Annotated in this window: 21 protein-coding genes, 1 tRNA gene and 4 pseudogenes; 14 read left to right on the top strand and 12 right to left on the bottom strand. The window is 64.2% G+C overall.

Features of this window, described 5'->3' with window-relative positions; all coding sequences use genetic code 11:
- The 4 genes from htpX to def all read right to left on the bottom strand — a co-directional run bounded on the left by htpX (position 1) and on the right by def (position 3,251).
- Positions 1-858, bottom strand: coding sequence for a zinc metalloprotease HtpX (gene htpX, locus QZM72_RS32780; protein WP_011546484.1), 858 nt, complete (start codon positions 856-858; stop codon positions 1-3).
- 100 nt (positions 859-958) lie between these two features.
- Entirely contained in the window at positions 959-1,600 is a 642-nt protein-coding gene (locus tag QZM72_RS32775) for a LysE family translocator (protein WP_089468750.1), read from the bottom strand.
- Positions 1,601-1,720: 120 nt separating this feature from the next.
- Positions 1,721-2,713 carry a methionyl-tRNA formyltransferase gene (fmt, locus tag QZM72_RS32770; protein ID WP_089468751.1) on the bottom strand — a complete coding sequence of 331 codons (993 nt, stop codon included), beginning with the start codon at positions 2,711-2,713 and terminating at the stop codon, positions 1,721-1,723.
- Positions 2,714-2,747: 34 nt separating this feature from the next.
- A complete protein-coding gene (def, locus tag QZM72_RS32765) occupies positions 2,748-3,251 on the bottom strand; it encodes a peptide deformylase (protein WP_301740180.1) in 504 nt (167 codons plus the stop codon).
- Positions 3,252-3,436: 185 nt separating this feature from the next.
- Between def and dprA the strand changes: the two genes are divergently transcribed.
- The 3 genes from dprA to QZM72_RS32750 all read left to right on the top strand — a co-directional run bounded on the left by dprA (position 3,437) and on the right by QZM72_RS32750 (position 7,957).
- Positions 3,437-4,750, top strand: a complete 1,314-nt coding sequence (gene dprA / locus QZM72_RS32760) for a DNA-processing protein DprA (RefSeq protein ID WP_301740179.1) — start codon at positions 3,437-3,439, stop codon at positions 4,748-4,750.
- Between the two features lie 36 nt (positions 4,751-4,786).
- A complete protein-coding gene (locus QZM72_RS32755; RefSeq protein ID WP_050011119.1) occupies positions 4,787-5,167 on the top strand; it encodes a thioredoxin family protein in 381 nt (126 codons plus the stop codon).
- Positions 5,168-5,359: 192 nt separating this feature from the next.
- A complete protein-coding gene (locus QZM72_RS32750; protein ID WP_301740178.1) occupies positions 5,360-7,957 on the top strand; it encodes a DNA topoisomerase III in 2,598 nt (865 codons plus the stop codon).
- A gap of 123 nt (positions 7,958-8,080) precedes the next feature.
- On the opposite strand, the gene QZM72_RS32745 is transcribed toward QZM72_RS32750, so the two are convergent.
- The gene (locus tag QZM72_RS32745) at positions 8,081-9,130 is read right to left on the bottom strand and encodes a LysR family transcriptional regulator (protein ID WP_089468754.1); all 1,050 of its coding nucleotides are present in this window, start codon (positions 9,128-9,130) and stop codon (positions 8,081-8,083) included.
- Between the two features lie 425 nt (positions 9,131-9,555).
- On the opposite strand from QZM72_RS32745, the gene QZM72_RS32740 reads away from it, so the two are divergent.
- The gene (locus QZM72_RS32740; RefSeq protein ID WP_301740177.1) at positions 9,556-10,569 is read left to right on the top strand and encodes a D-2-hydroxyacid dehydrogenase family protein; all 1,014 of its coding nucleotides are present in this window, start codon (positions 9,556-9,558) and stop codon (positions 10,567-10,569) included.
- 50 nt (positions 10,570-10,619) lie between these two features.
- Here QZM72_RS32740 and QZM72_RS32735 read toward each other — a convergent pair whose 3' ends face one another.
- The 3 genes and pseudogenes from QZM72_RS32735 to QZM72_RS32730 all read right to left on the bottom strand — a co-directional run bounded on the left by QZM72_RS32735 (position 10,620) and on the right by QZM72_RS32730 (position 11,898).
- Positions 10,620-11,324, bottom strand: coding sequence for a patatin-like phospholipase family protein (locus QZM72_RS32735; protein ID WP_367620050.1), 705 nt, complete (start codon positions 11,322-11,324; stop codon positions 10,620-10,622).
- Positions 11,297-11,485: pseudogene (locus tag QZM72_RS35730) on the bottom strand (patatin-like phospholipase family protein); the annotation flags it as partial. The pseudogene QZM72_RS35730 and the gene QZM72_RS32735, both read right to left, overlap by 28 nt.
- 8 nt (positions 11,486-11,493) lie before the next feature.
- On the bottom strand, positions 11,494-11,898 hold the full coding sequence (locus tag QZM72_RS32730) for a PaaI family thioesterase (RefSeq protein ID WP_089468757.1): 405 nt from the start codon (positions 11,896-11,898) through the stop codon (positions 11,494-11,496).
- 190 nt (positions 11,899-12,088) lie between these two features.
- Between QZM72_RS32730 and QZM72_RS32725 the strand changes: the two genes are divergently transcribed.
- The 7 genes and pseudogenes from QZM72_RS32725 (at position 12,089) to QZM72_RS32695 (ending at position 19,338) form a co-directional block, all read left to right on the top strand.
- Positions 12,089-12,164: transfer RNA gene (locus QZM72_RS32725), tRNA-Lys, on the top strand.
- 150 nt (positions 12,165-12,314) lie between these two features.
- On the top strand, positions 12,315-13,088 hold the full coding sequence (locus QZM72_RS32720) for a TIGR04255 family protein (protein ID WP_089468758.1): 774 nt from the start codon (positions 12,315-12,317) through the stop codon (positions 13,086-13,088).
- A 169-nt stretch (positions 13,089-13,257) separates the two neighbouring features.
- Positions 13,258-13,656: a hypothetical protein gene (locus QZM72_RS32715; RefSeq protein ID WP_144030118.1), complete on the top strand. Its 399-nt coding sequence runs from the start codon at positions 13,258-13,260 to the stop codon at positions 13,654-13,656.
- Positions 13,657-14,648: 992 nt separating this feature from the next.
- Positions 14,649-15,383, top strand: coding sequence for a hypothetical protein (locus QZM72_RS32710; protein WP_089468759.1), 735 nt, complete (start codon positions 14,649-14,651; stop codon positions 15,381-15,383).
- A gap of 425 nt (positions 15,384-15,808) precedes the next feature.
- Positions 15,809-17,500 carry a hypothetical protein gene (locus QZM72_RS32705; RefSeq protein WP_144030119.1) on the top strand — a complete coding sequence of 564 codons (1,692 nt, stop codon included), beginning with the start codon at positions 15,809-15,811 and terminating at the stop codon, positions 17,498-17,500.
- 94 nt (positions 17,501-17,594) lie between these two features.
- Positions 17,595-17,824: pseudogene (locus QZM72_RS32700) on the top strand (IS5/IS1182 family transposase); the annotation flags it as partial.
- A 473-nt stretch (positions 17,825-18,297) separates the two neighbouring features.
- The gene (locus tag QZM72_RS32695; protein WP_301740176.1) at positions 18,298-19,338 is read left to right on the top strand and encodes a DUF3592 domain-containing protein; all 1,041 of its coding nucleotides are present in this window, start codon (positions 18,298-18,300) and stop codon (positions 19,336-19,338) included.
- Positions 19,339-19,374: 36 nt separating this feature from the next.
- On the opposite strand, the gene QZM72_RS32690 is transcribed toward QZM72_RS32695, so the two are convergent.
- On the bottom strand, positions 19,375-19,989 hold the full coding sequence (locus QZM72_RS32690) for a CGNR zinc finger domain-containing protein (protein ID WP_301740175.1): 615 nt from the start codon (positions 19,987-19,989) through the stop codon (positions 19,375-19,377).
- An 82-nt stretch (positions 19,990-20,071) separates the two neighbouring features.
- Between QZM72_RS32690 and QZM72_RS32685 the strand changes: the two genes are divergently transcribed.
- The gene (locus QZM72_RS32685) at positions 20,072-20,887 is read left to right on the top strand and encodes an alpha/beta fold hydrolase (protein WP_301740174.1); all 816 of its coding nucleotides are present in this window, start codon (positions 20,072-20,074) and stop codon (positions 20,885-20,887) included.
- Between the two features lie 30 nt (positions 20,888-20,917).
- Here QZM72_RS32685 and QZM72_RS32680 read toward each other — a convergent pair.
- From QZM72_RS32680 to phnA, 3 genes and pseudogenes are all read right to left on the bottom strand, one after another.
- Positions 20,918-21,221, bottom strand: a pseudogene (locus tag QZM72_RS32680) (amino acid ABC transporter ATP-binding protein); the annotation flags it as partial.
- Positions 21,222-22,676, bottom strand: a complete 1,455-nt coding sequence (gene phnY, locus QZM72_RS32675; RefSeq protein WP_089468764.1) for a phosphonoacetaldehyde dehydrogenase — start codon at positions 22,674-22,676, stop codon at positions 21,222-21,224.
- A gap of 27 nt (positions 22,677-22,703) precedes the next feature.
- Positions 22,704-23,942: a phosphonoacetate hydrolase gene (phnA, locus tag QZM72_RS32670; RefSeq protein ID WP_301740173.1), complete on the bottom strand. Its 1,239-nt coding sequence runs from the start codon at positions 23,940-23,942 to the stop codon at positions 22,704-22,706.
- A gap of 189 nt (positions 23,943-24,131) precedes the next feature.
- On the opposite strand from phnA, the pseudogene QZM72_RS32665 reads away from it, so the two are divergent.
- Both QZM72_RS32665 and QZM72_RS32660 read left to right on the top strand, forming a co-directional pair.
- Positions 24,132-24,320: pseudogene (locus QZM72_RS32665) on the top strand (2-aminoethylphosphonate--pyruvate transaminase); the annotation flags it as partial.
- 136 nt (positions 24,321-24,456) lie between these two features.
- Positions 24,457-25,845: an FAD-dependent oxidoreductase gene (locus QZM72_RS32660; RefSeq protein ID WP_301740171.1), complete on the top strand. Its 1,389-nt coding sequence runs from the start codon at positions 24,457-24,459 to the stop codon at positions 25,843-25,845.
- Positions 25,846-26,065: the final 220 nt, after the last annotated feature.

Genomic DNA, 26,065 nt, shown 5'->3' with positions numbered 1-26,065 from the left:
TCACTCGAAGCGGCCGGTGCGCGCCATCTCCATCAGGCGCGCGATGCGCTCCTCGGTGGCCGGGTGTGTCGAGAACAGGTTCTGCAGACCGCCGCCGTGCAGCGGGTTCATGATCATCATCTGCGCGGTGGCCGGATGCGCCTCGGCCGCCTGGAACGGGATGCCCGCCGCATAGCGGTGGATCTTGTCGAGCGCGGTGGCGAGCGACTGCGGATCGCCGGAAATCTGCGCGCCGCCGCGGTCGGCCTCGAACTCGCGCGCCCGTGAAATGGCCATCTGGATCAAGGCGCCGGCGATCGGCGCGAGCAGCGCGACCGCGATCCCCGCGATCGGGTTGGCCGGCCGGCCGTTCTCGTCGCGCCCGCCAAAGAACATCGCGAAGTTCGCGAGCGCCGAGATCGCGCCCGCCATCGTCGCGGTGATCGTCGAGATCAGGATGTCGCGGTGCTTCACGTGCGCGAGCTCGTGCGCCATCACGCCGCGCATCTCGCGCTCCGACAGCACGCGCAGGATGCCCGTCGTCGCGGCGACTGCCGCGTGCTCGGGGTTGCGGCCCGTCGCGAACGCGTTCGGTGCGTCCTCGTTGATCAGATAGACGCGCGGCATCGGCAGGTTCGCGCGCGTGGCCAGCTCGCGCACCATCCGGTAGAACTGCGGCGCCGTGTTCTCGTCGACTTCCTGCGCGTTGTACATGCGCAGCACCATCTTGTCCGAGAACCAGTACGAGAAGAAATTCATGCCGAGCGCGAACAGCAGCGCGATCGTCATGCCGCGCGAGCCGCCGATCATCCCGCCGATCACGATGAACAGGGCCGTGATCGCGGCCATCAGCATCGCCGTTTTGACCCAATTGAACATACCCACTCCTTATCCGTCAGGGGACCCGCCGTGCCTCACAGCGCACGGCGGAAAATTGTAAGCGATTTGTTAGATAAGGTCTTGCCGGAAAAATTCAATCTCAGCGTTGCGAAGCTGCAAGACGAAGGCCGAGGCCGACGAAAGCGCTGCCGACCGTGCGGTCGAGCCACTTCCTGACGCCCGGCTTGCCGGAAAAGCGCTGCGTGACGCTGCCCGCCACCCACGCGACCCCGCTCGTCCAGACCGTGCTCATCGCGACGAACACCGCCCCGAGGGTCAGAAACGCCCAGGCCTTGTGCGGACTGTCGGCCGACACGAACTGCGGAAAGAACGACACGAAGAACAGCACGACCTTCGGATTCAGCACGTTGGTCCAGAAACCCTGCATGAACAACTGGCGCAGCGGCTTGGCGGCCGCTACCCGCGCGGCTTCGGCGCCCGACGGCGCGGCGGCCTGCTTCGCGACGATCATCCGCACGCCGAGATAGATCAGGTACGCGGCGCCGACCAGCTTGATCACCGTGAACGCGGTTGCCGACGCGGCCAGCAGCGCGGTCAGGCCGAACGCGCAGGCGAGCGCGTGCACGCAGCAGCCGGCCGAAATGCCGAACGCCGACATCAGCCCCGCGCCGCGCCCCTGCGCGACGCTGCGGCCGACGATGTAGGCCGTATCGGGACCAGGCGTGATGTTCAGCAGGAAAACCGCGAACACGAAGAAGCCGAAATGGGTGATGCCGAACATGAAAACCTCGAAACCGGAGAGCGCAGGGAAATTCTACGCGCGCCTGCCGCCCCACGCGACTCGGCCGTCCGGCTAGTTGCGCCGGGCCGGCGGATCGGGTCGAATGGCGCTTAGGTCCTGTCAGTCGGCGTCTGGCAGCGCGAAACGCTGGCCGGCGACGAGCGGCGAACCGGCGAGAAATTCCCGAGCGGGCAGCCGCTTGCCGCCCGGCTTCTGCAACTGGGTCACGCGCAGCGCACCGCTGCCGCACGCGACCACCACGCCTTCCGGCGCGGCTTCGACGATCGTGCCGGGCGCCGCGTCGGCACTCGGGCCGCGCGCCGCCACGGGCTCCGCCGCCCACAGCTTGATGGCCGCGCCATCGAGCGTCGCGACGCCGCCCGGGAACGGATCGAACGCACGCACCTGGCGCGCGAGCACGTCGGCCGGCTTGCGCCAGTCGAGCGCCGCTTCGTGCTTGCCGATCTTTTCCGCGTAGGTCACGCCGTCGGCCGGCTGGGGCGTCGCCGGCAGCGTGCCGTCGCGCTCGAGCCGCACGAGCGCGTCGACGATCAGCCGCGCGCCGTCGGCGGCGAGGCGATCGTGCAGCGTCGCGGTCGTATCGTCGGGCGCGATCGCGAGGCGCGCCTCCTCGATCATCGCGCCGGTGTCGAGGCCGGCATCCATCTGCATCAGCGTGACGCCCGTCTCGGCGTCGCCGGCCTCGATCGCACGATGGATCGGCGCGGCGCCGCGCCAGCGCGGCAGCAGCGACGCATGGATGTTGATGCAGCCGGCGCGCGGGATGTCGAGCACTTCCTGCGGCAGCAGCAGGCCGTACGCGGCCACCACCATCACGTCGTGCGGCGTCGTGCGCAGCAGCTCGATCGCGTCGGCCGCCTCCGCCGGGTACTTGCCCGCGCGGCGCAGCGACGGCGGCTGCGCGACGGTCATCCCGTGCTCGACGGCGTAGCGCTTCACGGCGCTCGCCTGGAGTTTCATCCCGCGCCCGGCCGGGCGATCGGGCTGGGTGAGCACGAGCGGCACCGGGAAACCGGCCTCGTGGATCGCGGCAAGGGCAGCCGCGGCGAATTCCGGCGTGCCGGCAAAAATCACGCGCAACGTATGGGTCATGACAGCGTTCGGGGTCGGGCTGGGCGCACGCGCATCACATCGCGCGTTCGAGTTTCTTCATCTTCGTCTTGATACGCGTCTGCTTGAGCGGCGACAGGTATTCGACGAACACGCGGCCCATCAGGTGATCCATCTCGTGCTGCACGCACACCGCGAGCAGCCCTTCGCAGTCGAGCTCGAACGTCTCGCCCTGCTCGTTGAGCGCGCGCACGCGCACGCGGTCGGGGCGCTCGACTTCGTCGTAGATGCCGGGCACCGACAGGCAGCCTTCTTCATAGGTCTGCTTCGCGTCGCTCGACCACACGATTTCCGGGTTGATGAACGCGCGCAGCTCGTTCTTCTCCTCGGAGACGTCGATCACGATCACGCGCTCGTGCACGTCGACCTGCGTGGCCGCCAGGCCGATGCCGGGCGCGGCGTACATGGTCTCGGCCATGTCGGCGACGAGCTTGCGGATCCGGTCGTCGACCTTGTCGACGGGCTTCGCGACCTTGTGCAGCCGCTTGTCGGGGTAATGAAGAATATTGAGCAAAGCCATGGTGTTCGGTATTCGGTGGAGCGGCGCGCCGCATCGGCCATCCGGCCGGCTGGCGCCGCCGCCGGGATGCAATGAAGATGAGGCGGATGCGTGGCATATCAATGCCGCGGATCGCGCCTCCTGCAATCGGCCGGGCGCCTGCGCGCACGGCCCTGTCGAGTATTTCGGATGATGAAAATTTTATCATGGCGCCACGCGCTCCGCTGGCTGCCGCATTGGAGGGCAGCCTCATGTCCCCGCAAGCGCTGACGCCCGCCGCGCTGCGCGCCTGGCTGCAGCTCGCGCATGTGCCCGGTCTCCCGCCCGCCGTGCTGCAGGTGCTGCTCGAGGTATTCGGCTCGCCGGAGGCGTTACTGTGCGCGTCCGACGAAGCCATCGCCGCCGTGAGCAGCCCCGCCGCCGCGCAGGCCGTGCGCGCGAGCGGGCGCGCCGATCTCGATACGCGCACGCGCGCCGCGCTCGCATGGCTCGACGGCCCGGGCAACGTGCTCGTCACGCTGAGCGACCCGGCCTACCCGCCGCGGCTGCGCGACCTGCACGATCCGCCGCCGCTGCTATATGTAAAGGGGCGGCTCGACCTGCTGCACGCACGCGGCCTCGCCATCGTCGGCAGCCGCCATGCGACGCCGCAGGGGCTCGCCGACGCCACGCATTTCGCCCACGCGTTGTCCGACGCGGGCCTCACGATCGTCTCGGGCCTGGCGCTCGGGATCGACGGCGCCGCGCATCGTGGCGGGCTCGACGGCCGCTCGGGCACCGTCGCGGTGATCGCGACGGGCGCCGATCTCGTCTATCCGGCGCGGCACCGCGCGCTCGCCCACAAGATCGCCGCGCACGGCGCGATCGTGTCGGAATGGCCGCTCGGCACGCCGGCCCGCGCCGCGCATTTCCCGCAGCGCAACCGGCTGATCGCCGCGCTCGCGATCGGCGTGCTCGTCGTCGAGGCCGCCCCGCGCTCGGGCTCGCTGATCACCGCGCGGCTCGCGAACGAACTGGGGCGCGATGTGTTCGCGATGCCCGGTTCGATCCACGCCCCGCTCGCGCAGGGCTGCCACGCGCTGATCCGCGACGGCGCAAAACTCACCGCGGCGCCGCTCGACGTGCTAGAGGAATACGGGCTCGGCGAGCCGGCCGCGCGCGCGACGGGCGGCGCGGCGCGGGCCGGCAACCCGGGCCCGACCGTGGGCGAAATTCGCGAGCCCGAAGCTGACGGCGTCGCGCAACCGGATCGCGCCGCCGCGTCCGCCGCGCCGCCCCGCATCGAAGCCCCGCCACCGGGCAACCCGTCGGAACAGGTCGTGCTCGCCGCGCTGGGATACGGCCCCGTGACGTACGAATGGCTCGCCGAGCACAGCGGCCTGTCCGACGACGTGCTGCACGGTGCGCTGCTCGCGCTGGAACTGGCCGGCCGCGTCGCGAGCGTCGCCGGCGGACGCTTCACGCGGCTTGACCCGGCGCCCACCCCGTCCGCGCGGGGCGTGCTACATTCCCCGGCATAGGGGCGGCCCGGCCGCCGACGCAACCCAAGGAATGCCATGCCCGCGCTGAATCTCGACACCGACGCAGATCGGATCGCCGAGCGCCTCGCCGATCCCGGCACGTTGCTGGTCGCGTGCCTGTGCGCCGACTGGTGCGGCACGTGCCGCGACTACCGGACCGCCTTCGACCAGCTCGCCGATGCGCATCCGGACGCCTGCTTCGCGTGGATCGACATCGAAACCCATGCCGACCGGCTCGACGATCTCGACGTCGAGAACTTCCCGACCATCCTGATCGAGGATGCCCACACCGCGCGCTTCTTCGGCACGGTGCTGCCGCACGCGGCGATCGTCGAGCGCATGCTGTCCGACCTGAGCGCGGTGCCCGGTGCGCCGCACGCACCGAAATTGCGCGACGTCCTGAACGTCGAAGCCTGAATCCGCGGGCCGGCGCGGCGGTTTGGCGCAGGTTTGCGCGCCCCACCGCGCCCGGCGCTTGCCGCCGTTGCGGCCCCCCTCTATGATGAGCCGCTTTTTACACGCTGAGCCGCCGTCGCTGCGGCGTGTGCTATAAAGCGGTCGTAAAAGGGACCCACACCGGCGAACCCGGTCTACCAACACACACCTGTCATGTCCAAAGCACTGATCATTGCGGAAAAGCCTTCTGTCGCGAACGACATCGCACGCGCTTTGGGCGGCTTTACCAAGCATGACGAGTATTACGAGAGCGACGATTTCGTCCTTTCGTCCGCTGTCGGCCACCTGCTGGAAATCGCCGCCCCGGAGGAGTACGAGGTCAAGCGCGGGAAATGGAGCTTCGCGCATCTGCCCGTCATTCCCCCGCATTTCGACCTGAACCCGATCGCAAAAAGCGAGTCGCGCCTCAAGGTGCTCACGAAGCTGATGAAGCGCAAGGACGTCGACCGACTGATCAACGCATGCGACGCGGGGCGCGAAGGCGAGCTGATTTTCCGCCTGATCGCGCAGCACGCGAAGGCGAAGCAGCCGGTCCAGCGGTTGTGGCTGCAATCGATGACGCCGCAGGCGATCCGCGACGGTTTCGCGAACCTGCGCAGCGACTCGGACATGCAGCCGCTCGCCGACGCCGCGCGCTGCCGCTCGGAAGCCGACTGGCTCGTCGGGATCAACGGCACGCGCGCGATGACCGCGTTCAACAGCAAGGGCGGCGGCTTTTTCCTGACCACCGTCGGCCGCGTTCAGACGCCAACGTTGTCGATCGTCGTCGAACGGGAAGAGAAAATCCGCCGCTTCGTCCCGCGCGACTACTGGGAAGTGAAGGCCGAATTCGCGTGCGCGGGCGGCTTCTACGAAGGCAAGTGGTACGACCCGAAATTCAAGCGCGACGAATTCGATCCGGAAAAGCGCGACTCCCGTCTGTGGAGCCTGCCGGCCGCCGAAACGATCGTTGCCGCCTGCCGCGACCAGGTCGGCACGGTGTCCGAGGAATCGAAGCCGTCGACCCAACTGTCGCCGCTGCTGTTCGACCTGACGAGCCTGCAGCGCGAGGCGAACAGCCGCTTCGGCTTCTCGGCGAAGAACACGCTCGGCCTCGCGCAGGCGCTGTATGAAAAGCACAAGGTGCTGACCTACCCGCGTACCGACGCGCGCGCGCTGCCGGAAGACTACCTGTCGACGGTCCAGTCCACGCTGGAGATGCTCAAGGAAAGCAACAACTATCTGCCGCACGCGAAGCAGGTGCTCGACAAGGGCTGGGTGAAGCCGAACAAGCGGATCTTCGACAACTCGAAGATCAGCGACCACTTTGCCATCATCCCGACGCTGCAGGCGCCGAAATCGCTGTCCGAGCCGGAGCAGAAGCTGTACGACATGGTCGTGAAGCGCTTCCTCGCGGTGTTCTTCCCGGCAGCCGAATTCCGCGTGACGACGCGCATCACCGAAGTCGCCGGCCATCACTTCAAGACCGAAGGCAAGGTGCTCGTCGAACCGGGCTGGCTGCAGGTGTACGGCCGCGATGCCGAAGGCGCGGACGCGAACCTCGTGCCGGTGCAGAAGGACGAGAAGGTGAAGACGGACGAAATCGCCGCCGTCGCGCTCGTGACCAAGCCGCCCGCACGCTACTCGGAAGCGACGCTGCTGTCCGCGATGGAAGGCGCCGGCAAGCTGGTCGAGGACGACGAGCTGCGCGAGGCGATGGCCGCGAAGGGCCTCGGCACGCCGGCCACCCGGGCGGCGATCATCGAAGGTCTGCTCGGCGAGAAGTACCTGCTGCGCGAGGGCCGCGAATTGATCCCGACCGCGAAGGCGTTCCAGCTGATGACGCTGCTGCGCGGCCTCGGCGTGAAGGAACTCACCGCGCCCGAGCTCACCGGCGAATGGGAATACAAGCTGTCGCAGATGGAGCGCGGCAATCTCGGCCGCGACGCGTTCATGCAGGAAATCGCCCGCATGACGCAGCAGATCGTCAAGCGCGCGAAGGAATACGATTCCGACACGATCCCCGGCGACTACGCGACCCTTCAGACGCCGTGCCCGAATTGCGGCGGCCAGGTGAAGGAAAACTACCGCCGCTTCGCGTGCACGAAGTGCGACTTCTCGATCTCGAAGATCCCGGGCAGCCGGCAGTTCGAGATCCCGGAAGTCGAGGAGTTGCTGCAGAAGAAGGAAATCGGGCCGCTGTCCGGGTTCCGCAGCAAGATGGGCCGCCCGTTCTCGGCGATCCTCAAGCTGTCCTTCGACGACGAGACGAAGAACTACAAGCTCGAGTTCGATTTCGGCCAGGACCAGGGCGGCGAGGAAGGCGAAGCGCCCGACTTCTCCGCGCAGGAACCGGTCGGCGCGTGCCCGAAATGCAAGGGCCGCGTGTTCGAGCACGGGATGAGCTACGTGTGCGAGCACTCGGTCGCGAACCCGAAGACCTGCGACTTCCGCTCGGGCAAGGTGATCCTGCAGCAGGAAATCACGCGCGAGCAGATGGGCAAGCTGCTGGCCGACGGCCGCACGGATCTGCTGCCGGGCTTCAAGTCGTCGCGTACCGGCCGCAACTTCAAGGCGTTCCTCGTGAAGCAGCCGGACGGCAAGATCGGCTTCGAGTTCGAGAAGAAGGAACCGAAGGCGGCCGCGGCGAAGAAGACGGCCAAATCGGCGACGAAGGATGCCGAAACCGTGACCGAAGGCGCTGAAGAGAAACCGGTGCCGGCACGCAAGACCGCCGCCCGCAAGACGACGGCGCGCAAGACGGGTTCGTGACGGCCCGGCCGCCGGGCGCCGCTTCGGGCGCGCCCGGCGCCGGCACGCAGCCATAAAAAAACGCGGATCGATCGATCCGCGTTTTTTATTTGCGCCGGCGTATCGCTACCGGGCGCCGAGCCGTTACAGCGGCGACGGCACCGCCACGCGCGCGCGCGGCGAGCGCGCCATCCGCGGCTGCAGGTTCGGATCGGTCGATTCGGGCTGCTCGGCACGCATCTCGACGCCGATCGGCGGCACCGTCGCGCTCTGCGCGGCCCATTGTTCGCCCATCGTCGCGTCGGTGGAGTGGCTGAAATGCTCGACGAGGTGGTCAATGAACGTGCGCACCTTCGCCGGCAGATGGCGCCGGCTCGGGTAGGCGATGTTGATCTCGACCTGCGGCAGCCGGAAATCCGGCAGCAGCCGCACGAGCGCGCCGCGCGCGATGTCGCTGCCGATCAGGTAGCTCGGCAGGATCGCGACGCCCATCCCGAGCAGCGCGAACTGGCGCAGCATCGCGGTGTTGTTCGCGACGATCACGTTGGTCGGGCGCACGCGTACTTCGCCGTCCGGCCCGGTGAACACACGCTCGTCGCCCCAGTATTCGGTCGGCAGGCTCAGGGCCGGGTGCTCGGCGAGCTGTTCCGGATGAATCGGCACGCCGTGCTTCTCCAGATAGCTGGGCGTCGCACACACGGTCATGCAACCGGTGGTCAGGCGCCGCGTGACGATGCTCGCGCTACGCATCTGGCGCGTGACCACGATGCCGACGTCGAAGCCTTCCTCGACGAGATCGACCTGCCGGTCGACCAGCGTGAGATCGGGCACCACCTTCGGGAAATTCTCCGTGTACGACTGCAGCACCGGGGCGAGATTGTGCAGGCCGAACACGACCGGCGCGACGATGCGCAGCGTGCCGACCGGCTCGTGATTGCGTGCGACGACCATCTGCTCGACGTCCTCGAGCTCGTCGAGGATCTGGCGGGCACGCTCCAGATAGACCTGACCCGACTCCGTCAGGGAGAGGCTGCGCGTGGTGCGGTTAAGCAAACGCGTGCCGAGCCGGCCTTCCAGATCGGCGACGTGGCGCGTCGCGACCGCGTTGGAGATATCCATTGCGCTCGCGGCCCGCGCGAAACTGCCGAGATCTGCAACCTTGACGAACACGCGCATCGACTGCAAATGATCCATAACGACTCCTGCCGCTGTTACAACTTCAAAAAGATGATGCAAATGCGTAATTCTCCTACGACAGCGGAAATGATGCAGAGTTGCTCAACAAGGGGCCGGTTGACGATAAAAATAGTCAAAAATCCTCGCCTTCTGCGGATACTTGATCCAATTATTCTGCTTGAAGCAACAATTGGGTGAACCTCGTCGAGTAAGCGGCCGAATCAGGAAGGACGTGTTCGATGCGACACAACAGCGCACCCCTTTGCACGGCGCGGGAGCGGCGCCCGGGGCGGCGGAAGCCGATTGCGGCGGAGCGTAACAACCTGTTAAAAAGACACCATGAAGGCGGCCGACGTTGCATCATGTCGGCCCCGGCCGGGCGAGACCGGCGCGCAAGCTGCGCCGCCGCCCTGCCGCTTTCAACGCGCGACACCCCGTTCACCATGAAAATTGCCATCCTCGACGACTACCAGGACGCCGTCCGCAAGCTGAACTGCTTCGAGATGCTCGCCGGCCACGACGTAAAGGTCTTCAACAATACGGTGCGCGGCCTCGGACAGCTCGCCAGCCGTCTGGCGGAAGTCGAGGCGCTCGTGCTGATTCGTGAACGAACCCCGATTACGTCGCAGTTGCTCGCCAAGCTGCCGAATCTGCGCATGATCAGCCAGACCGGCCGCGTGTCGAGCCACATCGATCTCGACGCGTGTACCGACCGCGGCATCGCGGTGCTCGAAGGCACCGGTTCGCCGGTCGCGCCGGCCGAGCTGACCTGGGCGCTCGTGATGGCCGCCCAGCGCCGCATTCCGCAATACGTCGCGAACCTGAAACAGGGTGCTTGGCAGCAGTCGGGCCTGAAGACGTCGGCGCTGCCGCCGAACTTCGGCCTCGGCCAGGTGCTGCGCGGCCAGACGCTCGGCATCTGGGGCTACGGCAAGATCGGCCGGCTCGTCGCCGGTTACGGCAAGGCGTTCGGGATGAACGTGCTGATCTGGGGCCGCGAGCATTCGCTCGAGGCCGCGCGCGCCGACGGCTATACGGCCGCCGAGAGCCGCGAGGCGCTGTTCGAGCAGAGCGACGTGCTGTCGCTGCACCTGCGCCTGCACGACGACACGCACGGGATCGTGAAGCAGGAAGACCTGATGCGGATGAAGCCGACGTCGCTGCTCGTCAATACGAGCCGCGCCGAGCTGCTCGAGGAAAACGCACTCGTCAACGCGCTGTCGCATAACCGTCCGGGAATGGTCGCGATCGACGTGTTCGAAAGCGAGCCGATCCTGCAGGGCTACAGCCTGCTGCGGATGGAAAACGTGATCTGCACGCCGCACATCGGCTACGTCGAACGCGAAAGCTACGAGCTGTATTTCAGTGCCGCATTCCGCAACATTCTCGCGTTCGACGACGGCGACATGTCGAGCGTCGCCAACCCGGAAGCGCTGACGCCGATCCGCAAGCGCTGATCGCCACGGGCTGCGCGCGTCGCGCGGCCCGTTGCTCCCCCGAGCGATCGTCAGGCGGCCACGCGGCCGCCCGTCATCGCGCCGACGCGCGTGAGGAAGTGCTCGCCGTCGCGCCGCCCGAGATCGTACGCATGCCGCATCTGCGACGGGCTCGTGTAATCCCAGCTCGAAATCGGCACCTTGCTCGACGGCTGCACATACAGCCGCCGCTGGTCGCCATGCGCGACCGTGAACATCTGCGGACGCGGATACAGCCGCGTGACGAGCACCAGCACGTCGCCCGGCGACGGATCGAGCGCATCGACCGGCACGTTGTCGACCATCCCGCCGTCGAGCACCGGCCGGCCGCCGCGCCGCAGCACCGGCGTGAACGGCGGCGTGCAGGACGACTGCAGGATCAGGTCGGCGAGTTCGTCGACGTGCGCGCAGGCCTGCGCGCGCACGAATTCCGGCCGAAAGCCGAGCGTGCGCCCGAGCGTCGGTGCAGCGTCTTGCGCACGTACTTTTCGATGTTGTATGCGACGAGGCCGGCCGCGACCGCGCTGCGCGCGCCGAGCCAGCGCGGCACGTGCGACACGCCGATGCGGATCTCCGGCGCCGCGGCGAGCTTCGCGAACGGCTCGCCGTAGATGTCGAGCAGCGCCTGGCGGTAGATCCGGTAATGCGGAAACACGGGCTCCCGCCCGAACAGGTTGCCCCAGTACGCGTTCTTCCGGTTGTGGCGCAGCGCCTCTTCGTAATAGCGCATCACCCACGCGGCGTCGCGCGTATACAGCATGCAGGCGGTGGCCGCGCCGGCCGAGATGCCGGTGATCACGCGCGGGCGCAGGCCGAGGGCCGGCTGCGCGACGTCCCAGAAGCCGGCCTGCCACCAGCAGCGATTGCCGCCGCCCGCAAAGACGATCTGGTCGAACATCGCGCCGCTCAGCTGATGAGGGCGTAGGTCGACGTCGCGTGGACGGCCATCTTGCCGTCCTCGTCGAACAGCTCGACTTCGCCGAACACGAGATTGCGGCCCATCCGCAGCACGCGCGCGGTGACCAGCACGTCGCCCTTGCGCACGGGACGCATGAAGTTCGTGTTCAGCGACACGGTCGTCATCGGACGGAATTCGCCGAGCGCGGCCGAAATCGCGACCACCATCGCGGTGTCGGCCGCCGCCGTGAACACCTGGCCGCAGATCACGCCGCCCGAATGACGGAACTCGCCGGAAAACGGCAGGCGCAGCGTGACGCTGTCGTCGCCGATCGACACGGGGACCAGACCCAGCGAGCGGACCCACGGGGCCAGCAGGCGATCCAGCAATTCGCGGACTGCGTTTTCGTCCATCTTCGAGTGTCCAGAAAGCGTTGCGCGACCGCCGCGCAACGCGTGTGGCGTCATCATACCGGGAGCGCGCGAACTGCGACCGCTCGTTACCGCGCCGACAGCCGTCGTTGCCTAGACGAAATATTTTCGGGAAATTCGCAGAAAGGGCTTGCCATGCCCTGAAAACCCCGGCATAATCTTTCTTCTGTTGGGGGCGTTAGCTCAGTTGGTAGAGCAGCGGACTCTTAATCCGTAGGTCGAGTGTTCGAGTCACTCACGCCCCACCAAGAAATTCAAAGGGTTACAAGCGATTGCTTGTAACCCTTTTTTCTTTTCTGTCAACGAAGTGTCAACGCACGTTTCGGTCGACCGAGATCGCTATACGGCAACCGCAGTTCAATGCTACATTGCCGTAAAAAGTAGCATCCTCGACCATCATGACGATCTCCTTCTCCGCACCGCCTATCAATGAGGTAATCGTCGGGAAGACTTTTGAGCCACAGACTCGCCTCCTCGTCCCCTACTACGGTCGATTTTGGGAACTGATCCAGAACGACTTCCCAGGGTGCGAGCATGCCCCACTGTTGCTTGATCCCGGCGCAGAACCTCACTTCGATCGGACAACGGGCGCAATGCTCCCGCGTGTTTGGTTTGTCAGCGCGGATAAGACACGTCTTCTTCAAGTACAAAGCGACCGCTTCCACTGCAACTGGCGCCAAACCGACGGCACTCAGCCTTATGCTCGGTTTGAATCCATCTATGCTGAGTACAAGAAGTACGCTGAGCTGTTCCAAACGTTCCTCCTAGGCCAACTCAAAGCGGAGCTTGTCACACGACGATGCGAGCTCTCGTACATCAACGTGTTCCGGCAAGGACGCGAATGGAACGACTGGAGCGATTTGCAGCGGCTGTTCAAGGATGTGCGACTGCCCCCCAAGGTCGAGGGCGGCGACATTCGTGGCGCCTATCTGCAGCTTGAATATGGGTTGCCCAAAGATGCTGGCAAGCTAACGGTCTCAATAGCGAGCGCCAAGCTGACAGCTGGCGGCGATGCTATCCGGATGGAGCTAACTGCATCATCGTCGAAACCGGAACCGCATGCCGATTGGGAACATGATTGGTTTCAGGTTGCACACAAAGCTATCGTCGAAGGCTTCTGCGATCTAACGACGGACGTCATGCAGCAGACGATCTGGAAACGAGAAACATAAACCGCCGGGGAATACTATGGACGCTGCGACTTTACCGCTCTCTACTGCTAGAGACGCGGGTATTACATACGGTACCCTGCGCCGCCCCTCGTTTCCTCGTGTGCGCGTAACGCCGGCGACAACATACAACGCTGATGCCTGGTCACCGTCCGAGGAGGTGGCTATACCTGTGAACGCCACTGACTCCAGCGAGGTCGGATCGACTCCGCTCAACGTGACGTCGGAGGTCAGCCACCGCCTCTTTGAGCTGATCCGCTACTCGACTGAGGACGATGAGCCGTTACCGACGCAAGACTCCATTTCTGGCCTCTGGGCATTCTTTGATCGGTGCCCAACAGCGAAGAACCCACTTCTAACATCTGATTCCGATGGGTCGTTGGTTGCGACGTGGAGAATCAGCACCGTTTCGATGCTGAGCATTCGTTTTTTAGACCGCGCCCGCATCGAGTTTGCGTGGGCTCGGGAAGATAAGAATGGCAAGGTGAAGCGTGAGTGGGGGGAAGACCGTTGCGAGAACTTCGTCTCGTCGTTTGCGTACGCGAAAGAATTTATCGGTGGTGGCAACTAGTACGCCTAAGGCCTATTCCCTCTGAGCACCACGTCGTTCGAATTTGCAAACCGAAGTACGTACAGAATGGGGAGATCATTCCTCAGGCATTCGAGCCAGTAAAAAATGAAGGATACCTGTCTGTTCACTGGCTCGAATACATGGACGGCACGCAAACATTGCCCACCGCCTTCGATACGCTACGCGACTTTTTGGTGAGCTCCCGATTCAACGACATCAAGCCACAAAAGAGCGGTAGATTGGCCGCTCTTTGCTCAGGGGACTTGGAGAACCGTCACGAACGCGTACGATTCGTGTGCAAACACGTTCCACGCGAAGAACCCGATTTGCCCGACGGTCACGGACGTCAATTCACGGACCCCGGCTACGATCCACACGCTGGAGTCTATACCCTGCCGTGGAGCGGGGCCGAGCAATTGGCCGTCCAACAGTACTTACTGTCAAAGGTTGTGTATCACGAAGCCGGCAAGAAGTGACTATCCCCTCAGTAATCACAATGTCTCTCAAGGGCAAAGCTCATGCCTGAGCCCCCGAAAGTTGAATATCATCGATCATGTCTGGTCTCCTTTCTTCTTGGCGTGCTAGCGACCATCAATGATGGTCGGCGTTCATCACGTGTTTAACGAAGCTTGACGGTGTCAACTGTGGTCGTCATACGCGAAAGGCGGCCTTGGGACTGGAGCTGGGCGGTCACGTAAGAAAACTTTGTGCAATTGTCGACAATGCTTGATCTGTTGTCGACTGCCCGCACCTGGCTGCGCGCGAAAGTTTGCGGAATGCGCATGGCCACCGACCCGTAAATCAGTGAGCTTCCTTCGACCTCGAACGGCAGTTGGCCCTCAGGCGCCTTCGGGGCCTCTTCCCGAGGTTTACCGGTCAGTCAGTCACAAATGACATGACGCCCCCACGGGAGTTTAAAGCCGAGCCGTTTCGAGCCGATAAAGCGGAAGTGCCAACAAATCAGATGCCTTCCAATGTCTTTTCGTAAAACCATGGACCGCCTCTTCGGTCGATTGCCTGTCCCGTTGCTGCCGCACCAGACCCGATCATTCAAACTGCCCGATCTGCCCAAACGTCAGGAAGACATTGGTGACTACCGGGAGCACTTGGCGCACGCTGCAGCGTTCACAAGACACTGCGGATTCGAGGCGCCAGAACTCGCGTGGCATGTCGGTGACGTGCTGACCCCCGACGGGGCTTTCGCATGCGAGGCTGCGCAGGCGAGTGGGGTCTCTGATTTTTCCGGATCGGCGGGGCAGTGTCTGAAGTGGTGTCACTACCTGCAGCCTTACTTCGAGCAGGTACTAGGGGTGCCCGTGTGGGTCACGATCGGTCAGCTATGGGCGTACGGAAAGTCTGTGTTCCATCCAGACTGGGATGATCTGCGACGATGGAGCCGGTCCGGCATCGATCCCCTTGAGCTCGCGATACAGGGGCGCGACGGTATCAACCTCCACGCGTGGCTTACGGTCGCCTCTGGCGAAATTATCGAGCTGAGTCTGCTCAGTTCGCTCGCGCGGGTGCGGCCGAGCGAGCGCGCGCTAAGCGGGGCAATCACGTGGGGACACAAGGACGGGGGCATCGAGCAACACCGCTATCTGCCCATGACGGTTGGCTCGGCCATCGCGGAAGCCATTGGAGGGAATCCGGCGTTTCCGCTTCTTGCTCGCAGCAAGGAGGACCTCGCGACTATACCAGCGGTCGGCGTCCTGTACCCGATCGACTGAGAGGGACCGCCGGCTCGCCGCCAGCAATATGAGGTCCCATCTGTCAGAAATGGCTGCGGACCTGTGGGGCATATCGACGGGCGTCTCTACTCGAATCGCCCGCTGTTAGAGCACCAGTGCCGGTCGGATTAGTAAGGGATGCTTTCCCGCCATTCGCAGGTCGACGGTCGCGAATGACATTTCCCACCGAAAGGGAATGCGTGTTGCGACCCCTCTCAACCATTCGACATCGATCGTCGCAGCGGCGGCTTCCGGACCCACAGGAGTCGTTTGAGGAACTGACCGAGGCGCGAGATAGCCGCCAAGCCGCTGGATGGCTGACATGTCCTATTTGATAATGCACACATGCTCCTGTCCATTACGCCTGAAGAAAAGCAGTATTTTCAGGAGAGCCCTCTCTAATATGAGCCGATACGGTTAGAAATATGTCCAAAGAAATCATTCAAGAGCTTGATCGCGCTATCGAGGAAGAGCTTTCCGCTCAAGTGGAAAAGCTGGAAAACGCCAATTGCTCACGCACGTTCTTCGGCAACTTTGTTGAACTGCTCTACGCCCAGGATTTTGCGGCGGGCGAACTGTATAGCGCTTCTCTCGAAATCGTTGGAGGCCGTCTTCCAATAAATTGCGACGGACCCGTTACAAAAAATATCTCCCGGGTTCTCCGTGAAGCCGCAGAATTCGGTGCTGCATATCACGTTTTGCGGGATTACATTTATTATTTCTACGCGAATCCAGCATCCATTGCTTGCAAAAAAACCAAAGACTGCTTTCTCGTGTCGGTAAAAGATCGCTCATTTTTAAGGCAAGTCGTTCATGAGCGACAAGTTTTCGCGATGAACTCACTTGAGCGCCTCAAAGGGAAATTAGATAAGCTTGACTCAAAAGCTTTGGCAGGCACGAAACACTGGGATATTGACAACCCGATCGTCGTCGAGCAACTTGATCTTATCCAAGCCGAGGTCGGAATCAAGGTCGACTCCTACTTTTCTTACATTCCCAACGACTCTAAGATCGAGATGGGAGGATTTTGCTATGCTGATCTACTTAAAGTTTACAAAGAATTGCTTTTCCTCAGCCTTTACGAGCGTCGCTTTGCGTCAGCAAACAAGATACCCGCAGTCATTCACTACACAATGCAGGAGATACGAGATGGCATATCACACGGGACAGGCGTGACTCCTGTCGCATGCGAGCTTGCTCTTAAATGCATCGCTGCCGCCTCGCAGGAATCGTTCATATGGGATCAAAGTCAAGGCACATTTCATTTACTGCCCAACACTTTTTCACTTCGCGATGGGCTTGGAGCCACATTGCGCATGTACGCGACCAAACACAGCAAGCGATTCTTAGCAGACTTTGCTGGACCGATCGGATCAGCTCTAGTCGAACGAATTGATGCGCACTTCCTGATTCACAAAAATTTTCGAACCAGAACCGAGATTAAGCTCCAATCTTTCAACAAGGATTTGCCCGATATCGACTGTCTAGCTGTTTCATACGAGCCATCGCTAGGATTTCACGCCTATATCTGCGAGGCCAAGAACAACCTCCCCGCAAAATGGGCCAAGGATTTCCTTAAGGGCTCAGGAGAAGGTGGATATCTGGAAAAGGCACTGAATCAAATTGAAAAACTGAAGGCTTTTCTCTCTACACAGGAAGGAGCCATTTATTTGCGCGCTTTAGCTGAGAAAATGTTCGCACACCTTGACTTAAAGAGTCTCTTTCCAACGGGATTCGTAATATTGGTCGACTATATCGTGGTCACGTCCCAAAATATTGGCGTATCCTACCCCGACGAAAAGACGACCATTGTTGATGCCGATCTACTCCAGCACATTATCGAGAATAGCGATGGGGATGTAAACTATATGCAGGCCACCCTTCGCAAATGGCACGAAACCGTAGATCAGAGTTATAGATTGTCCCGTATGTCGACCATGGCATCTGGTAAAAATATCAAATTCGACGTTGCGCAATTCAAAAAACTGATAAAACTAAGGCCAAACTCCTATCTTTCCAGTGGTTGGTTGGAACGAATCGAGACGGAGTCGTTGGAAACCGGATACCGATTCATCGATACGCTAGCCATGCCAAGCAATGACGCAAGCGAAGGCTAACGAAACGCCGCAAATTCGGTGCCGATCCGCGTAGCGTGAGCGACGGTGGCCGGGAAACGTCGTATTTACGAAGCAGCTCGGGTTGGAATTGAGCATGTCGACCAAGAGGGCGCGCAAGCGCGGGTTTTTGGGAGGGGTGTGGAGCGAGTGGTGCCGTGGAGGGCAAATCGTCGAGCTGCACTATCCAGACAGAAGGCCCCCCTGCCGTTAGCGATTGAGGCGATGCTGTCCATTCACCAACTGCAGCAATGGTTCGCGTTGAGCGATCCCGCGAAGGAAAAGGCGCGGCATACCATGCCCGTGCTTCGTGAGTTCACCAAGCTGGACGACGCGTCGGGCCGTCCGCTAGCCTAGCGTCCCATGACCGGGCGCGGCGATCGTCTCGGGCAAGCGGCCGACGCAAAAGGCATAAAGCGACTCTGACTGCAAAGCATACTGTGCCGGAATTGTGACACGCTGCGTCCGAGCACCCCATGTTTAAGGTTGGATGAGATTGGGAAGTATTGGCGGCAAGCGAAGCAAGTGTTTGATTAACAAAGAATATAAATCAACCAGTCCAGTCTCTTAATCCGTAGGTCGAGTGTTCGAGTCACTCACGCCCCACCAGGAATTCCAAAGGCCGGTCAGCGAAAGCTGACCGGCCTTTTTCCGTTCTGTCGCGCCCCACTCGCGATGCATATCTTCCGCGCCGGTACGCGAGCGCACGCCCGTTGCGCATCGTTTCCGCTAGAATCGTCCGACAAATATCACACGACCGGCGCCACGCATCGTCGTTGGCCCGCCGGCACTGAGAGAGCATGGGACGTCAGACATGGAAGCATGTGAACGACGCGCGACCATTCAGAGGGCATGGTTGCGCCAATATCGGTCCGTCCGTCGCGATGGGCCGCGCACCCGGGCACACCCGAATCCGTGCGATGCACGAACCGGATCGCGTCATGCCGGGTAAGGACGCGCTGGTCGCGCTGACGATCGGTGTCGTCCTGTTCGTGCTGGCCGGCGTACTGGCCATCACCGCCAGCCGGGAACCCGGCCATCTGGTCCGCGCGCCGGGCACGGTCGTGCGCATCGTCCAGGACAGCGATGCGATGCGCGCATATCGGCCGATCGTCGCGTACCTCGCGAACGACGGCCAGCGCCGCGAAGTCGCCGGCAATACCGCGTCGACGGTCCCCGCCTATGACATCGGCGAGAACGTCGACGTCCTGCTCGACCCCGACCACCCCGAGCGCCCCGCGCTGATCGACGATTTCACGCAACGCTGGTTTCCGGTGGCCGTGCCGGCGCTGCTCGCCGTCACGTCGTTCGCGATCGGCGGCCTGCTGATTGCCAGCGAGCGCCGCCGCCGGCAATCGGACCCCACGCCGCCGCGCGCCGCACGCAAGCGGGCACGACGCCGCTGGGATGTCGCGATCGTGCTGATTCCGATCGCGATCGGCACGGGCTTCCTCGCCGGCGCCGGCGCGGCCGGCCTGCATCAGTGGCAGATCGTCCACCACTATGCGCGCTCGACCGGCCACGTGGTCGAGATCGCGAAAAACGGGCGGTCACGCACGACGCTATATTCGGCCGTCGTCGCGTTCACCACCGACAGCGGGCAGCTGATCACGTTCGCCCAGGGCCCGGCGTCGTCGCACCCGGGCCTGCACGAAGGCGATGCGGTCAACGTGCTGTACGATCCCGTCACCCCCGAGCGTGCGCTCGTCGACCGCTTCTGGGATCGCTGGGGCCTCACGGCCATCCTGTTCGCGATCGGTGCGCCGTTCCTTGCAGCCGGGCTGTTCATCGCCGCGACGTTATGGCCCGACCACCACCGTCCGCACGAAGCCGCTCAATGACGCACGCGCGGCGCGGCCCGCGGCACGACGTGCGCGTCAGCGCTCCCTGAACGCCTCCACCTTCGCGCGATTTCCGCACGTGCGCATGTCGCACCAGCGCCGGCCGACGCCGCGGCCGCGATCGACGAAGAACCACGTACACCGGCCGCATTGCCGCACGCGCGCGAAATCGTCGCTGCGCATCAGATCCTCGAAGCCGAGCGCGACCGCATCGATCCAGCGCGACGCGGCACGCGCATCGGGCCGCCACGCGAAGCGGCCGCCGATGGCGTCGAACGCGCTGCGCCCGATCGCGTCGCGGATCGCCACCGCGAGCCGGTTCGCCGCGCGCTCGCCCGCGCTGCTGCCGCCTTCGGCCGTCAGATACGCGATCGCCGCGTACGCGTCGTCGCGAAAGCGGTGCAGCGCCGCCAGCTCGTCGGGGCCGTCCTGCCGAGGATGGCGCAGCAGCCGCGCCAGATCGTCCGGCGCCAGCAATCCCGCCTTCTCCGCCCATGTGCGCACGGCTGGCCAGTCGATGAGCTTGTCTTCATCGCGCGTCTTGCCCGTGTCGGCCACCGTGTTGAGGAAGTCGAGCGCCGGATGGCCGCCGACGAAATCGGCCGCGAGCCAGTCATGCCCTTGTCGTGCCGGGTCGGATCGAGTAACCATTTATTTTCACCTATTCGGTTTCATATCCGGACAATCCGGCGTAACCTGTTAATAACCAAAACAGGTTATCACGGAGAAGCCGATGCTCGAACTCCCGAACCGCTTCACTTTCGAAGGCCACCGGATTGCATGGGGCACGCTCGGCGAAGGCCCGCCGCTCGTGCTCGTGCACGGCACGCCGTTTTCGTCGCAGGTATGGCGCCGGATCGCGCCGTGGCTCGCGCGGCGCCATCGCGTGTATTTCTACGACCTGCTCGGCTACGGGCAGTCCGACATGCCGGACGCCGACGTATCGCTGGGCCGCCAGAACGTGCTGTTCGGCGCGCTGCTGAATGAATGGAAACTGTCGCGGCCGCGCGTGCTCGCGCACGACTACGGCGGCGCCACCGTGCTGCGCGCGCACTTTCTCGACGGCATCGCGTATGCGGATCTCACGCTCGTGAATCCGGTCGCGATCGCGCCGCAAGGCTCGCCGTTCGTGCGCCACGTCGCGCAGCACGAAGCCGCGTTCACGGGCTTGCCCGCGTATGCGCACCATGCGCTCCTGTCGGCTTATATCAGCCAGGCCGTCGCGCGACCGTTGAGCGACGACGCGCTGTCGGTCTACCGTGAACCGTGGCTCCCGCCGGCCGGGCAGGCCGCGTTCTATCGCCAGATCGCGCAGATGCGCCAGCGCTACATCGAGGAAGCGGAGGCCCGCTACGCGCCGCCGGATTTTCCGGTGCGCATCGTATGGGGCGAGGACGACGTGTGGATTCCGCTGGAGCAAGGGCAGGCGCTCGCCGACCGCATCGCGAACGGCCAGTTGATACGGGTCCCGAACGCGGGCCATCTGGTTCAGGAGGATGCGCCGGAAGCGATCGTCGCCGCCGTGCTCGATGGGTACATGCCCGGCTGAGCATGACCGTATCGCGCAACGCGTGCCGCGTCAGAACCCCGGCACGCGTTGCGCGAGCGTCGCGACGAACGTGGCGGTGCGCGGGTCGCGCGATCGGCAGAACACGTCGCGCGATGCGCCGGCCTCGACGATGCGGCCGTCGGCAAGGAACCCCGCATCGTGCGCGATCGACGCGGCCAGACGCAGGTCGCGCGTGGCCATCAGCATCGTCGTGCCTTCGCGCGAGCTGGCGCAGCACCTCGACCACTTCGACGGACAGCGCCGGATCGGGCGCCGACGTCGGCTCGTCGCTCAGCCGCACCTGCGAAGACGGCGCAAACGTCCTGCACATCGCTTACCACGGCAGCGAATACGTCTTCGTATTCGTGAAGCTCTTCATCGCTTCCTGCACGCCTTCCTTGTACCCGAGGCCCGAATCCTTCACGCCGCCGAACGGCGTCAGTTCGAGCCGATAGCCGGGCACCTCGCGCACGTTCACGCTGCCGACTTCCAGCTCGGTGATGAAGCGCGTGATGTGGTCGAAGCGGTTCGTGCATACCGACGACGACAGCGCGTAGTCGGTGCTGTTCGACATCCGGATCGCTTCGTCGATGTCGCGAAAGCGCATGATCGGCGACACCGGGCCGAAGGTTTCATGCTTCACCAGCGGCATGTCGGGCGTCACGCGATCGACGACGGTCGGCGAATACAGCGCGCCGTCGCGCACGTTGCCGACCAGCAGCCGCGCCCCGCGCGCGATCGCGTCGTTCACCTGCCGCTCGCAGAACTTCGCGGCCGCTTCGTCGATCACCGTGCCCATGTCGACCGACGGATCGGACGGATTGCCGTACGACCACGCGCGCGTCTTCTCGACGACGAGTTCCGTGAAGCGATCGGCCACCGCCTCGTGCACGAGCATCCGCTTGATCGCCGTGCAGCGCTGCCCCGAATTCCTGTACGAGCCCGACACCGCGAGCGTGCTCGCTTCGTCGAGATCGGCATCTTCCATCACGATGATCGGATCGTTGCCGCCGAGTTCGAGCACCGCGCGCCGGTAGCCCATTCGCGCGGCGATCGACTTGCCGATCGACACGCCGCCGGTGAACGTGATCATGTCGATCGCCGCGTTCGTGATCAGCTCGTCGGCAATTTCCTTCGGGTCGCCGGTGATCACCTGCAGCATCCGCGGCGGCAAGCCGGCTTCGTACAGGATGTCCGCGAACAGATAACACGACAGCGGCACCTTCTCCGACGGCTTCACGACGATCCGGTTGTTGGTCGCGACCGACGGCACGATCTTGTGCGCGACCTGGTTCATCGGGTGATTGAACGGCGTGATCGCCGAGATCACGCCGAGCAGCGGGTCGCGCTGCGTGTACACGCGGCGCTTCTTGCCGTGCGGCGTCAGATCGCACGAAAAGATCTGCCCGTCGTCCTTCAGCACTTCGCCGGCGCCGAACGTCAGCACGTCGGCCACGCGGCCGGCTTCGTACGTCGAATCCTTGACGCACAACCCGGCCTCGGCCGTGATCAACGCCGCGATCTCCGCCGTACGCGCACGCACGACGTCGGCCGCGCGGCGCAGGATCGCCGCACGGTCGTGACGCGTGAGCGTCGGCCGGTATGCACGCGCGATGGCGAAGGCGCGGCGCACGTCGTCGAGCGTCGCCTTCGGCGCGGTACCGACCAACGCGCCGTCGTACGGGTTGCGTACTTCGATCACCGCGTCGCGGTAGATCTTTTCACCGTCGATTCGCAGTGCTTCGCGACGAAGCTCGCGAACATCCGTCGATGCTGCCATGGCGTTCATGACTGTCTCCTGGCGGATGCGTCCGCGTCACTGCAGATGGTTGAGCGCGATGTCGAGGATGTCGAAGTTGCGCAGCCGCGCGCGGCCGGTGACGTGGGCCGCGACCGGCTTGCTGAAGATCAGCGGCACGATCTGCTCGGAGATCCCGCCGTGCGAGCGCAGCGGCACGTCGAGGCCCGACAGGTCGTGCTTGATGCGGCGCGTGCCGAGCACGACGTCCCGCTTCGAGATCACGATCAGGTCGCCCATCCGCGTGGGCGGCAGCTCGAAGCGCGCGCAGCCTTCGGCGCCCGTCAGTACGACCTCGATGCCGTCGACCGCGGCGAGCCGCGCGCGCAACGCATCGGCATCGGGCGTCGCCGGCACGTAGACGGTCGCGAACGAACCGAGCGCGCCGTGGTGCACGACGTACGGATCGGTAATCGGCAGGATTACGCGCGCCGCATCGTGGCCGAGCCATTCGTCGAACAGTTCCTGCAGGTAGATCACGTTCGGCTCGCCGGTCGCGTCGTCGTGCTTCGCGTTCATCCCGTGATCGGCGGTGATCGCAACGATCGCGCCGAGTTCGTCGAGGCGCTGCAGGTAGGTGTCCATCATCGCGTAGAACGCGTTCGCGCCGGGCGTGCCGGGCGCGCACTTGTGCTGCACGTAGTCGGTGGTCGACAGGTACATCAGGTCGATCGGGCGCGTCTCGAGCAGGCGCACGCCGGCCGCGAACACGAATTCCGACAGATCCGCGCTGTACACGCTCGGCAACGGCTTGCCGACCAGTTCGAGCACGTGGTCGATGCCGTTTTCGGCGACGCTCGCTTCGTCGGCCTTCTCCGACGAGAAGCAGATGCCCTTGAGCCCCTTGCCGAGCAGGCGGCGCAGCTTGTCCTTCGCGGTGACGACCGCGACGCGCGCCCCCTGTTCGGCGAAAGTCGCGAGCACGGTGGGCGCGACGAGGTACTTCGGATCGTTCATCAGCACCTCGGCGCCGGTGTCGCGATCGTAGAAGTAGTTGCCGCTGATCCCGTGGATCGCCGGCGGCACGCCGGTGACGATCGACAGGTTGTTCGGGTTCGTGAAGCTCGGCACCACGCACTCGCCCTTGAGCGCCGTGCCCGGCTTCAGCAGCGTGCGCATGAACGGCGCGACGCCGGCCTCGGCGGCCTCCTCCAGATATTCGTATGCGCAGCCATCCACGCAGACGACCACCACGGGCCGGCTCATCCATTTGTAGCGGCGGCCATTCACTTCCACGGATACAGGCGTTTCGGTCATGACGTTCATTCCTTTCCGATCGAAGGGGTGAGCCGTCGGCACCCGCGCCGCGCCGAAGGGAAGTGTTTTCAGGCTTGACATTAAAAGGGAGGATTTGTAGATTGTCAACAACATGCAAAGAACAGAAAGCAAATGGCTGACACGTGAGGAGCACGAAGGGGGCGAGCACCCGGTCGTCTCGTGGCGCAGCGCGGTTTTTATCAGGCGGTCAAAAAGCGCGGCTACGGTCGGTGTCGGCGCAAGCTCGCCGAGGTCGACGCGTTCCGCGTGGGCTGCATCGGCCACTTCGGCGAAGCCGGTATGCCGGGAGCAGGCACCGCGATCGCCGACACGCTGAACGCGATGAGCCGCCGCCTGTCTGCGGGCGCGGTGGCCTGACTCGACGAATCGGGCCGCAAGACGGCGCGCCGGCGTGCATCGCGGTGCGGCGGTGCCGGTTTCGCGTTCGCGCTGGTTTTCGTTTTTGCGCCGTGTGCGGCACGGCAACCTCCCATCCTCACTGATACGACACCCGATGCGCCCCTTCTGGATCGAACAAGCGCTGTTCAACGACGGCGATCTCGCCCCCGCGCTGCAAGGCGCGACGCAAGCCGACGTGTGTATCGTCGGCGGCGGCTTCACGGGCCTCTGGACCGCGATCCAGGCGAAGCAGCAGCACCCCGCGCTCGACATCGCGATCCTGGAGGCCGACCTGTGCGGTGCCGGCGCGAGCGGACGCAACGGCGGCTGCCTGCTCACGTGGTCCGCGAAATTCCTGACGCTGCGGCGCCTGTTCGGCGAAGCCGAGGCGATCCGGCTCGTGAAGGCATCGGAAGCGGCCGTGCAGCACATCGCCGATTTTTGCCGCGCGCACGACATCGATGCGGAGCTACGGCTCGACGGCACGCTGTACACCGCGACGTCGCGCGCGCAGGTCGGCACGCTCGCGCCGGTGCTCGATGCGCTCGCCGCGTGCGGCATCCACAGCTACGAACCGCTGCCGCCCGCCGAAGTCGCGCGCCGCTCGGGCTCCGCGCGCAATCTCGACGGCGTGTACTCACCGATCGCCGCGACCGTCCATCCCGGCAAGCTCGTGCGCGGGCTGCGCCGCGTCGCGCTTGCGATGGGCATCCGGATCTACGAGCGCACGCCGATGCTCGACTTCGCGCCCGGCCAGCCGGCCGTCGTGCGCACGCCGTCCGGCAGCGTGAGCGCGGGCAAACTCGTGTTCGCGATCAACGCATGGATGGCGAGCCGCTTCCCGCAGTTCGAACGGACGATCGCGGTCGTGTCGAGCGACATGGTCATCACGGAGAAATGTCCGGATCTGCTGGAGAAGACCGGCCTCGCGGACGGCGTGTCGGTGCTCGATTCGCGGATCTTCGTGTACTACTACCGCACGACCGTCGACGGTCGGCTGATGCTCGGCAAAGGCGGCAACACGTTCTCGTGGCGCAGCCGCATCGCGCCCGTGTTCGACCGACGCTCGCCGTACGAGGCGCAGCTCACGCGCAGCCTGCGCGAATTCTTTCCGTCGCTTGCCGGCGTGCCGATCGCCGCGAGCTGGAACGGGCCGTCGGATCGCTCGGTGACGGGCTTTCCGTTCTTCGGCCGCCTCGACGATGCGCCGAACGTGTTCTACGGCTTCGGCTATTCGGGCAACGGCGTCGGGCCGACCTACATGGGCGGGCAGGTCCTGTCGTCGCTCGTGCTCGGCCTGGACAACGCGTGGACACGCAGCCCGATCGTGCGCGGCCCGCTCGGCCATTTCCCGCCGGAGCCGATCCGTTATGTCGGCGCGCACGTCGTGCGCAACGCGATTCGTCGCAAGGAACGCGCGGAGGACGAGAGCCGTCAGCCGTCGGCTCTCGATACGTGGCTCGCGAAGTTTGCGAGCGCGGCGGGGAAGGCCGACAAGGCGTGACTAGATCATTCGGATCACGTATCGAATCGCCTGCCGCGCAGGCGGACCGCGTCGCATCACGGTACGATTGGCGATCTCGTCAATCCATCTGAAGAATGATGCGCTTTCTGCTGTTCGCCGCGCTCGTCGTGACGATCGGTGCGTGCTCGAAATCGAGAGATGGAAAATGGACGGCGCTTCGTGACATGCCGGCGATCACCGCATTCGGCCGGCATCATCA

Origin of the sequence: Burkholderia sp. AU45388 (genome assembly GCF_030481585.1) — a bacterium.
Taxonomy (GTDB): domain Bacteria; phylum Pseudomonadota; class Gammaproteobacteria; order Burkholderiales; family Burkholderiaceae; genus Burkholderia; species Burkholderia sola.
The sequence above is the reverse complement of the archived record's forward strand: the minus strand, read 5'-3'. Positions and strand labels throughout refer to the sequence as shown.

Excerpts from the sequence above, each read along its gene's own strand:
- htpX (WP_011546484.1), bottom strand. The coding sequence starts at position 858 with ATGTTCAATTGGGTCAAAACGGCGATGCTGATGGCCGCGATCACGGCC.
- QZM72_RS32775 (WP_089468750.1), bottom strand. The coding sequence starts at position 1,600 with ATGTTCGGCATCACCCATTTCGGCTTCTTCGTGTTCGCGGTTTTCCTG.
- fmt (WP_089468751.1), bottom strand. The coding sequence starts at position 2,713 with ATGACCCATACGTTGCGCGTGATTTTTGCCGGCACGCCGGAATTCGCC.
- def (WP_301740180.1), bottom strand. The coding sequence starts at position 3,251 with ATGGCTTTGCTCAATATTCTTCATTACCCCGACAAGCGGCTGCACAAG.
- dprA (WP_301740179.1), top strand. The coding sequence starts at position 3,437 with ATGGCGCCACGCGCTCCGCTGGCTGCCGCATTGGAGGGCAGCCTCATG.
- QZM72_RS32755 (WP_050011119.1), top strand. The coding sequence starts at position 4,787 with ATGCCCGCGCTGAATCTCGACACCGACGCAGATCGGATCGCCGAGCGC.
- QZM72_RS32750 (WP_301740178.1), top strand. The coding sequence starts at position 5,360 with ATGTCCAAAGCACTGATCATTGCGGAAAAGCCTTCTGTCGCGAACGAC.
- QZM72_RS32745 (WP_089468754.1), bottom strand. The coding sequence starts at position 9,130 with ATGGATCATTTGCAGTCGATGCGCGTGTTCGTCAAGGTTGCAGATCTC.
- QZM72_RS32740 (WP_301740177.1), top strand. The coding sequence starts at position 9,556 with ATGAAAATTGCCATCCTCGACGACTACCAGGACGCCGTCCGCAAGCTG.
- QZM72_RS32730 (WP_089468757.1), bottom strand. The coding sequence starts at position 11,898 with ATGGACGAAAACGCAGTCCGCGAATTGCTGGATCGCCTGCTGGCCCCG.
- QZM72_RS32720 (WP_089468758.1), top strand. The coding sequence starts at position 12,315 with ATGACGATCTCCTTCTCCGCACCGCCTATCAATGAGGTAATCGTCGGG.
- QZM72_RS32710 (WP_089468759.1), top strand. The coding sequence starts at position 14,649 with ATGGACCGCCTCTTCGGTCGATTGCCTGTCCCGTTGCTGCCGCACCAG.
- QZM72_RS32705 (WP_144030119.1), top strand. The coding sequence starts at position 15,809 with ATGTCCAAAGAAATCATTCAAGAGCTTGATCGCGCTATCGAGGAAGAG.
- QZM72_RS32695 (WP_301740176.1), top strand. The coding sequence starts at position 18,298 with ATGGGACGTCAGACATGGAAGCATGTGAACGACGCGCGACCATTCAGA.
- QZM72_RS32690 (WP_301740175.1), bottom strand. The coding sequence starts at position 19,989 with ATGGTTACTCGATCCGACCCGGCACGACAAGGGCATGACTGGCTCGCG.
- QZM72_RS32685 (WP_301740174.1), top strand. The coding sequence starts at position 20,072 with ATGCTCGAACTCCCGAACCGCTTCACTTTCGAAGGCCACCGGATTGCA.
- phnY (WP_089468764.1), bottom strand. The coding sequence starts at position 22,676 with ATGAACGCCATGGCAGCATCGACGGATGTTCGCGAGCTTCGTCGCGAA.
- phnA (WP_301740173.1), bottom strand. The coding sequence starts at position 23,942 with ATGACCGAAACGCCTGTATCCGTGGAAGTGAATGGCCGCCGCTACAAA.
- QZM72_RS32660 (WP_301740171.1), top strand. The coding sequence starts at position 24,457 with ATGCGCCCCTTCTGGATCGAACAAGCGCTGTTCAACGACGGCGATCTC.